We start from the raw sequence: 12,709 nt of genomic DNA on the forward strand, positions 1-12,709 counted from the left end.
TTCACCGGTCGAACCGTACTTTCGGGTCGAGGTACCCGTAGCACAGATCCACAATCAGATTAACGAGCATTACCACCACGCCGGTGACCAGAAAGACGCCGGTGATGATCGGGTAATCGCGGGTGCTGACCGCCTCCAGCAGCAGCTGGCCGAGGCCGGGCAGACGGAAGATCTGTTCGATGATCACGGTGCCGCCGAACAGGATCGGCACCAGGATGCCGACCAGGGTGATCACCGGAATCATGGCGTTTTTGACCGCGTGCACCAGCACCACGCTGCGCTCGCGCAGGCCCTTGGCCCAGGCGGTGCGGATGTAATCCTGGCGCAGCACTTCCAGCATCATGGTGCGGGTCATGCGCATGATCACCGCCGACAGCGAGGTGCCGAGAATCAGGCTGGGCACCAGGAAGGTTTTCAGGTTTTCGATCGGGTCCTCGAAGAACGGCGTCATCTCGGTGGGTGGCGACCAGCCCCACCACAGCGCCGGCAGGATCACCACCAGGGTGCCCAGCCAGAAATTGGGAATCGCCAGGGCCAGGATCGAGAAGCTGCGGCCCACGTTGTCGGCCAGGGTCTCCTGGCGTATCGCCGAGAAGATGCCTACCGGCAAGGCGATGATCAGGGCGATGAGCAACGCCAGGATGCCCAGCTCCAGGGTCACGCCCAGGCGGGCGCCGATCTCCTCGGTGACCGGGGTGTTGCGCCACAGGGATTCGCCCAGGTCGCCGCGCAGGGCGTTGCCGGCCCAGCTCAGGTACTGCATGTAGAGCGGCTTATCCATGCCCAGGGCTTTTTCCAGTTGGGCACGGTCGTCGGGGGCGTTGGAGGAGTAGGCGTTCTCGCTGAGCATCAGGTCGAGCACGTCGCCGGGTACCAGCCGCACCACTCCGAATACGATGACGCTGGCGATCAGGAGAGTGGGGATCAACGCCAGCAGACGGCGCAGGACATAAGCACCCATAGGTACATCCGTTATTGTTGTTGGTATTGGGCGCTCTATCGAAGAACGCCATTAAAAAATTATCATTGGTTCAAATAATGAACTTCAATTTCACTTTAGTACGCGGTTTTTGTGACTGTCAAGTCATTCGCGTGGCGGGTTTTTAGGGCTACTTTGTTGATGTAAACAACTGTATTTACGCTGTTTTCGGCTAATAATTAACCAAAATAACGGGATCAGTGAGGGGGTGATCAAAAACGACGGGCGGTGGGGCGAATTTTGAGGGTTGCGGAACGGGTTTCCATTCCTGACAAAATAAGCGGTTTGTTTAATTGATTTGCATTATAAATGCGCGCCGGGAGGGTGTCCTGCCCGCCCGGCGCGGACAGCTCACGGCTCCAGGCCGTGTCGGCGCAGGCGGGCCTCGTTGTCCCGCGCCCACTGCTGGTAGCGGTGGCGCAGCTCATCGTCGTCCGGCACCGGCGCCCCGACCCACTTGCAGCGCTGCAGCACGGCGCGCCGGAAGGCGCCGTAGCCGCCATAGCGGCGCATGGAGAACCATTTCTTGCGACCCCGGTTGGCGGTCACCGAGAAATTGCCGCCCAGGGGCTTTTCCCGGAAGGTGGCGGTGACCCCCACCAGCCCGAACGGGTTGCCGCCGTCACCGATGCGGCCGCTGTCGTCGCCGGCGTAGAGCACCAGCGGGCGACGGTCGCCCATGGCGACGCGCACCCGCGGGTCGGTGATCGCCTGGTCGCGCCAGGCGCGGGCCGCCGTCAGCGCCGCGTTCTTGCCGCCCAGGCGGCTGTCCCGGAACGACCGCCGCCGCTGCCGGCGGCGCCCCTGGCTGTCCACATAGGGCACCGCGCACCACCAGAATTGTGCGGCGTGATTGCGATAAATATAGAGGAATGCATGCACATTGGGTTTGCGTTTTATGGCTTGCTCCATAACGTGGGCTTCCTTCCTGTTTCTTTGTTTTTATTGCGTTCCTGCAATGGGGAAACCGCTCTATTATTACAATAAAAGAGTAATGTTGAGAAACGGGCGGCGCTTAAAATGCGGAAGGCGCATGATATTTTGCGCTTGAACAAGAAATGAGGCAGAAAAAGGGGCGCCGAGGCGCCCCTGATCGGAAGGGTTCTTTTTAAAAAAGAACCGCTCAGTCGGTCATCATCTGGCGCAGCACATAGTGGAGAATGCCGCCGTTCTTGAAGTAGGTGACTTCGGCGCCGGTATCCAGACGGCTGATCGCTTTCACCGTCTGTTCCTTGCCGTTGTCCTTGCGGAACACCACTTCGATTTCCTGGCTGGGTTTGAGGTCATTGCCCAGGTTGGGAATGTCCACTTCCTCGGTGCCGTCGAGGTTGAGCGTTTTGCGCGTGGTGCCTTCCGGGAACTGCAGGGGCAGCACGCCCATGCCGATCAGGTTGGAACGGTGGATGCGCTCGTAGCTCTCCGCGATCACCGCGCGCACGCCGAGAAGGCGCGTGCCCTTGGCCGCCCAGTCGCGGCTGGAGCCGGTGCCGTACTCTTTGCCGGCCACCACCACGGTGGGCACGTTGTCCTTCTTGTAGCGCATGGCGGCGCCGTAGATCGGCATCTCCTCGCCACCGGGGAAGTGCTTGGTGTAGCCGCCTTCGATCTCCGGGGTCATCTCGTTACGGATGCGGATATTGGCGAAGGTGCCGCGCATCATCACCTCGTGGTTACCGCGCCGGGAACCGTAGGAGTTGAAGTCGATCGGCTCCACATCGTGGCCCTGCAGGTAATGGCCCGCCGGGCTGTCGGCCTTGATGGCGCCGGCCGGGGAGATGTGGTCGGTGGTCACCGAGTCGCCGAGCATCGCCAGGATGCGGGCGTTCTTGACCGGCTCCACATCGTCCAGCTCGGCGGTCAGGCCGTCGAAGAACGGCGGGTTCTGGATGTAGGTGGATTTGCTGTTCCACTCGTAGGTTTTGGAATCCGGAATCGGCAGGCTCTTCCAGGTTTCGTCGCCTTCGAACACGCTCGCGTACTGCTTCTCGAACATGTCGTGGTCGACCATCACCACGGCGTCCTGGATCTCCTTGCTGCTCGGCCAGATGTCCTTCATGAACACATCGTTGCCGTCCTTATCCTTGCCGAGCGGGTCTTTTTCCAGGTTGATCTTGACCGTGCCGGCCAGCGCGTAGGCGACCACCAGCGGCGGTGACGCCAGCCAGTTGGTGCGCACGCTCTGGTGAATCCGGCCTTCGAAGTTACGGTTGCCGGACAGCACCGAAGCGACCACCAGATCGCCCTCGGCGATGGCCTTGTCGATCTCGTCGGGCAGCGGCCCGGAGTTGCCGATACAGGTGGTGCAGCCGTAGCCCACCAGGTCGAAGCCGATCTGGTTCAGCGGGTCCTGCAGGCCGGCTTTGTTGAGGTAGTCGGTGACCACCTTGGAGCCCGGCGCCAGGGAGGTTTTCACCCAGGGTTTGCGGGTCAGCCCTTTTTCCACCGCTTTCTGCGCCATCAGGCCGGCGGCCATCATCACGCTGGGGTTGGAGGTGTTGGTGCAGGAGGTAATCGCCGCGATCACCACGTCGCCGTGATCCAGGTGGAAGGTCTTGCCGTCCATGGTCACTTCCACGCCGCTGCCCGGCTCGTGGTTGCCGATGGCGGTCTGGCCGCCTTCGCCCTCAAGCTTGCTGATTTCCTCGTCGTTGAGTTTCAGCTCCTGGCTGATCACGTCGATGATGGTGCGTTTCACCTCGGTCATCGGCACGCGGTCCTGGGGCCGTTTCGGGCCGGCCAGGCTGGGCACCACGTCGTTCAGGTCGAGCTCCAGCACGTCGCTGAATTCCGGATCCGGATCGTCGCTGGAGCGCCACAGGCCCTGGGCCTTGCAGTAGGCTTCCACCAGCGCGATGTCGTCCTTGGGCCGGTTGGTCAGCTCCAGGTATTCGATGGTGCGCTCGTCGATCGGGAAGAAGCCGCAGGTGGCGCCGTATTCCGGTGCCATGTTGCCGATGGTGGCGCGGTCCGCCAGGCTCAGATCGGCCAGGCCGTCGCCGAAGAACTCCACGAATTTGCCGACCACGCCGCGCGAGCGCAGCATTTCGGTGACGGTGAGCACCAGGTCGGTGGCGGTCATGCCTTCGCGCATTTTGCCGGTGATCTTGAAGCCCACCACTTCGGGAATCAGCATCGCCACCGGCTGGCCGAGCATGGCCGCTTCCGCTTCGATGCCGCCCACGCCCCAGCCGAGCACGCCCAGGCCGTTGATCATGGTGGTGTGGGAGTCGGTGCCCACCAGGGTGTCCGGGTAGGCGAAGGTCTTGCCGTCCTCGGTGTCGCTGTACCAGACACCGCGGCCCAGATATTCCAGGTTCACCTGGTGACAGATGCCGGTGCCCGGCGGTACCACGCGGAAATTATTGAAGGCGTTCTGGCCCCAGCGCAGGAACTGATAGCGTTCCTTGTTGCGCTCGTATTCCCGTTCCACGTTTTGCGAGAACGACTGCGGGGTGCCGTATTCGTCCACCATCACCGAGTGGTCGATGACCAGATCCACCGGCGCCAGCGGGTTGATCCGCTGCGGGTCGCCGCCGGCCTTGGCGATGGCGTCGCGCATGGCGGCCAGATCGACCACCCCGGGCACGCCGGTGAAGTCCTGCATCAGGACCCGTGCCGGACGGTAATTGATTTCGCGATCGGAAGCGCGCTTCTCGGTCCAGCGTACCAGGCCTTCGATGTCCTCCACGGTGACGGATTCACCGTCTTCGTGGCGGAGCAGGTTTTCCAGAAGAACCTTGAGTGAAAAGGGAAGCTTGCTGAGATCACCCCAGCCCTTATCGGCGACGGCATTGATATCGTAATAATGATAGGTCTTGCCGCCGACATCGAGGGTCTTGGCGCTATTCAGGGTGTCCTGGCCAATCCGTGTCACTGCGCACCTCCTTAGTTGGCGATGTATCTGTACTTGGGTGATTTGATACTACGCCCTTATTGCGGGCACATGAACCAGGCCTTAAGGCTAACGCCGGCTATCACCGCCATGGACCGCGGCGATACCGGGCCGGCGCGCTCAGGTTTTACAGCTTTTCGCAAAGCGGGCCGGCGCGGCGCGGTACAGTTCACGCATGTTTGACTGGATATCGCAAAATAAGGACGTTCTGAACGTATTGATCGGCTTCGCCACGCTGATGGTGTGGGTGGTCTATGCGCAATTGCTTTACAACGGCTACAAGCGTCAGCGCCGCCCGCGGGTGGTGATCAACCGGGGTCGCCACAAGGGTGTCGACGCCCTCTGCCTGATCAGCAACATGAGTGCCGAATCGATCTTCATTCAGCACATCGTTGCACGCCTGGAAACCGACCAAGGCACCTATTTCCAGGATGTCACCGAGCTGGAGCAGAATTACCAGGAAGGCGACGAGGAACGCGAGCGGCACAGTAGCGGTGATACCCCGTCGCTCAGCGACAGCACCCGCCAGGGGCCGCTCGGGGCCGGTGAGTTCGTGCATATCGGCGCTTTCAACAGCGTCATCGAGCGCATCGCCCAGCGCGAGGGGCTGCGCCTGGATCAGCACCGCGACGACCGGGCGGAAAGCGAAAAAGGCATTGTGCGTTTGCGCTCGCTGACCATTCAGCTGGTGGCCATCTACGGCTCCGACGATTACCCCATCGGCGTGGAACGGCGCTTCCTGATCCGCGACCTGGACGAAGGCCGCCTGCTGGTGCCCGCCACCTGGGACAGCAAACGCCTGACCAGCCGCCGGCACCGCAAGCAGGTGCGGCAGCTGATTCAGGACCTGGCCCGCGAGGAAGCGCGCAACTGACGCCGGGTGTTCTTGGCCACCGCATCGATGCGGTATCCTCCTGACTGATCCATCGTTGATGGCCATCGTCATTGGGGGAACCGCATGTCGCTTGAATCCGTGAGCCCGGCCACCGTGCCGGTGTGGCGCCTGCGTGCCTTGGGCACCGCCGTGGTGCTGGCGGGCGCGCCGGTGGGCGCCGCCCTGACGCTGTTACCGCTGGACCCCGGCCCGCTGCTGGCGCTGGCGTGCCTGGGCTGGACGCTGCTGGTGTTCGGCCTGGCCTGGTGGCTGCCCGGCGCCTGGTTCCGGCACCTGGGCTACCGCCTCGACCCGCACGGCCTGGTGATTCGCCAGGGCATTTTCTGGCGTCACCGTATTGCCATTCCGCGGGTGCGCATCCAGCACTCCGACGTCAGCCAGGGCCCGCTGCAGCGCCGCTATGGGGTCGGCACCCTGAAGCTGTACACCGCCGGCAGCCGCTTCACCTGCAACGAGCTGCCCGGCCTCGACCACGACACCGCCCTGACATTGCGCGACACCCTGCTGCGTCAGGACGACGGGGGCGACGGCGATGCGGTATGAGGGTGGCCAGCCGCTTCCGGAAAAACGCCTGCACCCGCTCAGTTGGGTGTTCCAGCTGGTGGGCAGCCTGGGCGCGGTGATCCCGATCGGCGTGGCGGTGGCGCTGGGCGCCGAGCGCGGCGGCCTGTTCTGGGTGGTGGTGCCGCTGCTGTTGCTGGGGCCGCTGGGCGCGCTCTGGCACCAGTGGGTGTACCGCTACGATTTCGCCGACGACGGCCTGGTGATCCGCGACGGCCTGATTTTCCGCAATCTGCGCCAGATCGACTATCGCCGTATCGAGAACATCGACACCCAGCGCAACCTGCTGCACCGCCTGCTGGGCGTCGCCGACGTCAAGGTGGAGACCTCCAGCGGCGGCGGCGCGGAAGCGACCATCCGGGTGTTGTCCCTGGACGACGCCCGCACCCTCAGCGATACCGTGTTCGCGCGCCGCGACGCCCTGAAGGGCGCGACATCGACCGGCGATCACGGCGCCGGCGAGCCCGCCGAAGGCACCACCTTGCTGACCCTGCCGCCGGGCGAACTGGTGATGCTGGGTCTGATCGATAACCGCAATCTGCTCTGGGTGGGCGCGGTGCTGGGCGCTTTCATGCAGGTGGTGAACGTGGAGACGCTGCAGCGCCTGTTGGGGCCGGTGTTGCGCGACGCCGGCGTCGCCTGGCTGGATCAGCTGGGGCTGGCGGTGGCGGTGCTGCTCGCTCTGGCCACGCTGGTGGCGGTGCTGGCGGTGGGTAAGATCTTGTCCGTAGTGGCCGCGCTGGTGAAGTATTACGGCTACCGTCTGGACGAGCAGGGCAGCGATCTGCGTGTGCGCCACGGCCTGTTCACCCGGGTGTCGGTGACCCTGCGGGTGCCGCGCATTCAGGTGGTGCACCAGCTGGCCACGCCGTTGCATCGGCTGTTCCGGCGCGTGGCGCTGCAGGTCGACCAGGCCGGTGGCGGCGGCGACCCGGAGGCCGGGCAAAGCGGCGGCGCCCGGCCGCTGGCGCCGATCTGCACGCCGGCCCAGGCCGAGGCGCTGATCGCCCGCGCCTTGCCCGGCATGACCGGCCACCAGCCGGAGTGGCAGTCGCTCTCCAGCCGCACCCGCCACCGTCTGGCGCGATTGTGGCTGCGGTGCTGGACCGCGCTGACGCTGCCGCCGGGGCTGTGGTGGCTGGGCGTGCACGGCCTGTGGCTGCCGCTGGCCGGCGTGCCCCTGGCGCTGATCCACGGTCACCTGTACGCCAAGTACACGCGCTGGGCGCTGACGCCGGACCTGCTGCTGTTTCACCGCGGCTGGCTGTGGCGCCGGCTGGCGGTGGTGCCGCGCAACCGCATTCAGGCGATCCGCCTCACCCGCAGCCCGTTCGACCGGCGCTACCGCATGAGCGAACTGGAAGTGGACACCGCCGGCGGCGGCCTCGGCAAACGGCGGGTGCGGCTGCCGTATCTGGACCGCCGCGTGGCGGCCCGCCTGGGTTCGGCGCTGTACCACTGAATTCGCTTGCAAGATGCCCGCCGCCGGTTTCGAATGGCGGTTTTACTTAACCGGGATTCACCATGCTCGAATGGATCACCATGCCGGAGGCCTGGATTGCCCTGGCCACCCTGACCGCCCTGGAAATCGTGCTGGGCATCGACAACATCATCTTTCTGTCCATCCTGGTGGACCGGCTGCCGGAGAAGCAGCGCCCCAAGGCGCGCCTGATCGGTTTGTCACTGGCCATGGTGATGCGCCTGGGCCTGCTGGCGTCGCTGGCCTGGCTGACCAAGCTCACCGCCGATCTGTTCATGGTGCTGGGGCAGGGCATTTCCGGGCGCGATCTGGTGCTGATACTGGGCGGCCTGTTCCTGCTGGTGAAATCGGTGCTGGAGATTCACCACTCCATCGAGGACGCCGGCGAGACCCACGAACTGGCCAAGCCCAAGGTGGGCGGCTCCTTCATGGGCATCCTGATTCAGATCGCGATTCTCGACATGGTGTTCTCGCTGGACTCGGTGATCACCGCGGTGGGCATGGCCGACCACATTGAAGTGATGGTGATCGCGGTGGTGATCGCGGTGGGCTTCATGATGGTGTTCGCCAACGCCATCGGCCGCTTTATCACCGAGCACCCGACGCTGAAGATGCTGGCGCTGTCGTTCCTGGTGCTGGTGGGCACGGCCTTGATCGCCGACGGCCTGGAGTTCCACATTCCCAAGGGCTACATCTACTTCGCCATGGCGTTCAGCTTCGGCGTGGAAATGCTCAACCTGCGCATCCGCGCCAACCGCAAGAAGGCCGCCGGTTAATCATCCTCGCGCCGCCACTCCGGCGGCGCCCAGAAATGCTTCAGGCGCTGCTTGAGCGGCCCCGGCCGGGCCGCATCCCGAAACATGTCAATGGCCTCGTGCAGGGTCAGGGTGATCGGGTTGTGGCTGTTCACCGGCCGGGTGATGCCGTACTCCACCGGCACGTCCTCTTTCTCTTCCACGAAGGTGCCGAACAGGCGGTCGTAGAGAATCAGAATGCCGCCGTAGTTGCGGTCGATGTACTCCGCGTTGCGGCCGTGGTGGGCGCGGTGGTGGCTGGGCGTGTTGAACACGAACTCAATCGCCGGGTGCAGCTTGCCGACCCACTGGGTGTGGATGAAGTACTGGTAGGCCAGGTTCACGGTGAGCATGAAGAACACCCAGATCGGCTCGAAGCCGAGGAACGCCAGCGGCACATAGAACAGCCAGTTGCCGACGATGCTGTAGATGGCGCTCTGCCGCATGGCGGTGGAGAAGTTCATCAGAGTGCTGGAGTGGTGCGCCACATGGGCGCTCCAGAACCAGCGGATGCGGTGGCTGGCGCGGTGGAACCAGTAGTAGCAGAACTCCAGGGACACGAACAGCAGCAGCCCGGTGAGCGGGGTCATGGTGATGTCGAACAGGCGGTGCTGGTAGGCCCAGGAGAAAATCAGCGCCACCAGGGTCACCGTCACCAGGGTGTCGAACACCATGTACAGCGAACCGAGGCCCATGCTGGCCATGGAGTCCTTGAGCGTGAGGCGGCCCTGGCCGCGGAACCGCCAGGCCTCGGCGATCAGCACGGCGACGAACACCGGCACCATGGCCGGCAGCACCAGGGTGCGCCAATCCAACTGCTGAAGAAGATCGTTCATGTCCCAACACTCCGCTTATCATGCAGATCAATAACATCAAGATAGCCGGGTGGGGGCACGCCGGGCTTGACAGAGCCCTCCTATTTTTTGACAAATGGCGCCATGACTTCCGTTTCCCGCGCCGCCCATAACACCCCGCCCACCAGCAATTACGTGGCGGCCACCTATGTGCAGCTGCTTTACGACTACCTGGAGGCGCGCGGCCAGGACGCCCGGGCGCTGCTCGGGCCGATGCCGGTGGAGCGCTCGCCGGTGGGGCTGGAGCGGGTCGCTTTGGGGTTCTGGGAACAGAGCCTGGCCACCGCCAGCGCCTTGCTCGGCGATCCGGCCCTGGGGGTGGCGGTGGGCCGCACCATCACGCCGCGGCATTTCGGCCTGCTTGGCTACGCGGTGCTCAACTGCGCCGACCTGGGCCAGGCCCTGGCGCGCATGGAGCGCTATCACCGGCTGATTTACGACGTGAACCCGGCGCGCATCGAGGTGGACGGCGACCGGGTGGAGGTGCGCTGGGGCGTGGAGCGGGGGCTGTCCGGGCAGCTGGTGGACGAGACCGGCATCGCCGCGGTGGTGCAGATGACCCGCGATCTCACCGGCGAGCCGCAGCTGGTGGAGCGGGTCTGTTTCGTCAATCCGCCGCCGGCGGACACCGGCCCCTACGAACGCTTCTTCGGCGGTGAGGTGCGTTTCAACCAGCCGGAGACGGTGATCCGGGTGCCGCTGGAGTACCTGGCGCTGCCGCTGCGCGAGCCGGACGCCAACCTGCTGGCCATTCTCGACCGCCAGGCGGAGGCGCTGCTGGCCCGCCAGGGCGAGGCCGCCGACCCGCTGGAAGGGCAGCTGGCGCGGCTGATGCGTGAACGGCGCCCGACCCTGGAGGCGCTGGCGGCGGCCAACCACCTCAGCGTGCGCACCCTGCAGCGGCGCCTCAGCGAGCGCGACGACAGTTTCCAGGCGCTGCTGGCCCGCACTCGCTACCGGCTGGCCAAGGAATACCTGCGCGACCCGCGCCTGGAGCTCACCGACGTGGCGGCGCTGCTCGGTTACTCCGAGCACAGCGCCTTTACCCGCGCCTTCCGCCACTGGAGCGGCGAAAGCCCCGCCCGCTGGCGCCGCCGCTTGTAGGAGCGGGTTTTGTGGGAGCGGGTCTTGCCCGCGAAAGGGGGCGGAGCCCCCGGCAGGATTCCAGAGACCTGTTTCCAGGGCGCCGCTTGAGAGGCCTCTGGGATCCTGCCGGCAAGCAAAGCTTGCCTTTCGCGGGCAGGGCCCGCTCCCACAGTGATTTCTTTAGCCGCCCAGCAGCTTCTCCTCGCTGGCTTCCACCGCCTCCAGCGGACCGTAAAGAATCAGGATGTCGCCGTCCTGCAGCACTTCGTCGTCCGCCGGGCGGTCGATGGTGCGGTCGCCGCGCCGCAGGGTCTGCACTTCCACCTTGCTCTCGTTGAGCTTCAGTTCGTCGAGGCGCTTGCCGAGGCAGGCGGCGCGGCCGTGCAGGGTGACCGCGTGCAGCAGCCGGTAGGGGTTGCCGGCGCTGTCGGACGTGGGCAGCGATTCGCCGTGGTAGTAACCGCGCAGCAGCTTGTAGCGCTCGCGGCGGCTCTGGCGCAGCATCGCCAGCACCTTGCCGAAGGGTGTGTCGAGCATCATCAGGGCGTGGGCCACCAGCATCAGCGACGCTTCCAGCACCTCCGGCACCACCTCGGCGGCGCCGGCCTGGATCAGCTCGTCCAGGTGGGTGTCGTCGCGGGTGCGCACCAGCACGCGCAGGTCCGGGCACAACTGGTGGACGGTGTGCAGGATGCGCTCCGCCTGGCGGGCGTCGTCGAAGGTGACCACCAGCAGGCTGGCGCGGTGGATGCCGGCCCGCTCCAGGATTTCCTTGCGGGTGGCGTCGCCGAAGATAATCCGCTCACCGGCCTGGCTGGCTTCCTGGATGCGCACCAGATCGGTGTCGATGGCCACCGCCTGGTGGTGGAAGCGGGTCAGGTAGCGCATCAGGTTCTGCCCCACGCGGCCGTAGCCGCACAGCAGCACATGGCCGGTGGTGGCCTCGTCCACCGCCGGGGTGTCCGGCTCCTGCTCCCACTGGCGCAGTAACCGGCGGGTGAGCGCGCCGCTGTTGTCCAGCAGCGCCGGGGTCACGGCCATGGTGAGCACGGTGATCGACACCAGCACGCCGGCCTGTTCGTTGTCCATCAGCCCGTGGCTCACCGCCAGGGCCACCAGCACGAAGCCGAACTCGCCGCCCTGGGCCAGCAGGATGCCGCTGCGCAGGGCGGTTTCGGTGCGCTCGCCCAGCCAGCGCAGCAGCAGGCTGATCAGCGCCAGCTTGAACAGCATCAGCACCGCCGCGCCGAGCAGGATCCAGTGCCAGTGGGTGGCGAACAGCGCCGGCGACACCAGCATGCCCACACCCATGAAAAACAAACCCAGCAGCAGATCCCGGAACGGCCGGATGTCCGCCTCGATCTGATGGCGGAAGTGGCTTTCGCCCAGCATCATGCCGGCCAGAAACGCGCCCAGCGCCATGGACAGGCCCAGCGCATGGGTCACCCAGGCGGCCAGCAGGGCGAGCAGCAGGGCGGTCATCACGAACACTTCGTCGGAGCGCGCCCGGCCGGTCTCCTCCAGGGCGCGCGGCAGCACCCACTTGCCGATCACATAGATGCCGATGAACAGCGCCAGGGCCTTGCCCAGGGTGACCGCCGCCGCGATGCCGGGATGCCCGCTGTCCGGGTTGGCGAGCACCGGCAGCAGCACCAGCATGATCACCGCCGCCAGATCCTGGAACAGCAGCACCCCGGTGGTGGCGCGTCCGTAGCCGGTGTTCACCGCGCCGCGTGTGATCAGATCGCGGATCACGATGGCGGTGGAGGAGAGCGCGAAAGCGCCGCCGGCGATCAGCGCCACCGCCGGCGTGAAACCCAGCAGCCACATCAACGCCGCCACCGGCAGCCCGGTGAGCAGCACCTGCAGCGGGCCGGCGCCGAACACCACCCGGCGCAGCGCCAGCACTTTGGGAATCGAGAATTCCAGGCCCAGGGAAAACAGCAAAAAGACGATGCCGAATTCCGCCAGGTGCAGCATGCCCTCGGTGTCGCCGACCCAGCCCAGGCCGCCGGGGCCGGCGAGAATGCCGGCGCTCAGGTAGGCGAGAATCGGTGGCAGGTGCAGGCGCCGGAACACCACCACGGCCAGCACCGCCATGGCGAGCAGGACCACTACCTGGGTTAATGCTCCGGTCATGCTGTGGATCCCCCCTGCCTGTTGTTCAC

10 protein-coding genes are annotated in these 12,709 nt (G+C 65.4%); 5 read left to right on the top strand and 5 right to left on the bottom strand.

From position 1 onward, the window contains the following. Position 1: 1 nt before the first annotated feature. The 3 genes from ISO4_RS09785 to acnA form a co-directional block, all read right to left on the bottom strand. Positions 2–961, bottom strand: a complete 960-nt coding sequence (locus ISO4_RS09785; protein ID WP_142949900.1) for an ABC transporter permease — start codon at positions 959–961, stop codon at positions 2–4. A 369-nt stretch (positions 962–1,330) separates the two neighbouring features. Next, positions 1,331–1,891, bottom strand: coding sequence for a hypothetical protein (locus tag ISO4_RS09790; protein ID WP_142949899.1), 561 nt, complete (start codon positions 1,889–1,891; stop codon positions 1,331–1,333). A 211-nt stretch (positions 1,892–2,102) separates the two neighbouring features. Next, positions 2,103–4,853, bottom strand: coding sequence for an aconitate hydratase AcnA (gene acnA / locus ISO4_RS09795; RefSeq protein WP_194856072.1), 2,751 nt, complete (start codon positions 4,851–4,853; stop codon positions 2,103–2,105). Between the two features lie 193 nt (positions 4,854–5,046). On the opposite strand from acnA, the gene ISO4_RS09800 reads away from it, so the two are divergent. The 4 genes from ISO4_RS09800 (at position 5,047) to ISO4_RS09815 (ending at position 8,583) form a co-directional block, all read left to right on the top strand. Next, the gene (locus tag ISO4_RS09800; protein WP_142949897.1) at positions 5,047–5,745 is read left to right on the top strand and encodes a hypothetical protein; all 699 of its coding nucleotides are present in this window, start codon (positions 5,047–5,049) and stop codon (positions 5,743–5,745) included. An 84-nt stretch (positions 5,746–5,829) separates the two neighbouring features. Then, positions 5,830–6,309: a PH domain-containing protein gene (locus ISO4_RS09805; protein WP_194856073.1), complete on the top strand. Its 480-nt coding sequence runs from the start codon at positions 5,830–5,832 to the stop codon at positions 6,307–6,309. Further along, entirely contained in the window at positions 6,299–7,789 is a 1,491-nt protein-coding gene (locus ISO4_RS09810) for a PH domain-containing protein (RefSeq protein ID WP_194856074.1), read from the top strand. The genes ISO4_RS09805 and ISO4_RS09810 overlap by 11 nt, the downstream gene beginning before the upstream one ends. Before the next feature lie 62 nt (positions 7,790–7,851). Continuing rightward, positions 7,852–8,583, top strand: a complete 732-nt coding sequence (locus ISO4_RS09815) for a TerC family protein (RefSeq protein ID WP_142949894.1) — start codon at positions 7,852–7,854, stop codon at positions 8,581–8,583. On the opposite strand, the gene ISO4_RS09820 is transcribed toward ISO4_RS09815, so the two are convergent. Next, the gene (locus ISO4_RS09820; protein WP_194856075.1) at positions 8,580–9,437 is read right to left on the bottom strand and encodes a sterol desaturase family protein; all 858 of its coding nucleotides are present in this window, start codon (positions 9,435–9,437) and stop codon (positions 8,580–8,582) included. The two genes, ISO4_RS09815 and ISO4_RS09820, sit on opposite strands and share 4 nt — an antisense overlap. Before the next feature lie 102 nt (positions 9,438–9,539). Between ISO4_RS09820 and ISO4_RS09825 the strand changes: the two genes are divergently transcribed. Next, positions 9,540–10,559, top strand: a complete 1,020-nt coding sequence (locus tag ISO4_RS09825) for an AraC family transcriptional regulator (RefSeq protein WP_142949892.1) — start codon at positions 9,540–9,542, stop codon at positions 10,557–10,559. A 162-nt stretch (positions 10,560–10,721) separates the two neighbouring features. Here the strand turns inward: ISO4_RS09825 and ISO4_RS09830 are convergent, their stop codons facing one another. Further along, the gene (locus tag ISO4_RS09830) at positions 10,722–12,680 is read right to left on the bottom strand and encodes a monovalent cation:proton antiporter family protein (protein WP_194856076.1); all 1,959 of its coding nucleotides are present in this window, start codon (positions 12,678–12,680) and stop codon (positions 10,722–10,724) included. Between the last annotated feature and the right edge of the window lie 29 nt (positions 12,681–12,709).

Origin of the sequence: Alloalcanivorax venustensis ISO4 (assembly GCF_015356855.1) — a bacterium.
Lineage (GTDB): Bacteria > Pseudomonadota > Gammaproteobacteria > Pseudomonadales > Alcanivoracaceae > Alloalcanivorax > Alloalcanivorax venustensis.

Bases quoted from the DNA above. Each gene is read 5' to 3' on its own strand.
- ISO4_RS09825 (WP_142949892.1), top strand. From the start codon at position 9,540: ATGACTTCCGTTTCCCGCGCCGCCCATAACACCCCGCCCACCAGCAAT.
- ISO4_RS09790 (WP_142949899.1), bottom strand. From the start codon at position 1,891: ATGGAGCAAGCCATAAAACGCAAACCCAATGTGCATGCATTCCTCTAT.
- ISO4_RS09810 (WP_194856074.1), top strand. From the start codon at position 6,299: ATGCGGTATGAGGGTGGCCAGCCGCTTCCGGAAAAACGCCTGCACCCG.
- ISO4_RS09785 (WP_142949900.1), bottom strand. From the start codon at position 961: ATGGGTGCTTATGTCCTGCGCCGTCTGCTGGCGTTGATCCCCACTCTC.
- ISO4_RS09815 (WP_142949894.1), top strand. From the start codon at position 7,852: ATGCTCGAATGGATCACCATGCCGGAGGCCTGGATTGCCCTGGCCACC.
- ISO4_RS09800 (WP_142949897.1), top strand. From the start codon at position 5,047: ATGTTTGACTGGATATCGCAAAATAAGGACGTTCTGAACGTATTGATC.
- ISO4_RS09830 (WP_194856076.1), bottom strand. From the start codon at position 12,680: ATGACCGGAGCATTAACCCAGGTAGTGGTCCTGCTCGCCATGGCGGTG.
- ISO4_RS09805 (WP_194856073.1), top strand. From the start codon at position 5,830: ATGTCGCTTGAATCCGTGAGCCCGGCCACCGTGCCGGTGTGGCGCCTG.
- ISO4_RS09820 (WP_194856075.1), bottom strand. From the start codon at position 9,437: ATGAACGATCTTCTTCAGCAGTTGGATTGGCGCACCCTGGTGCTGCCG.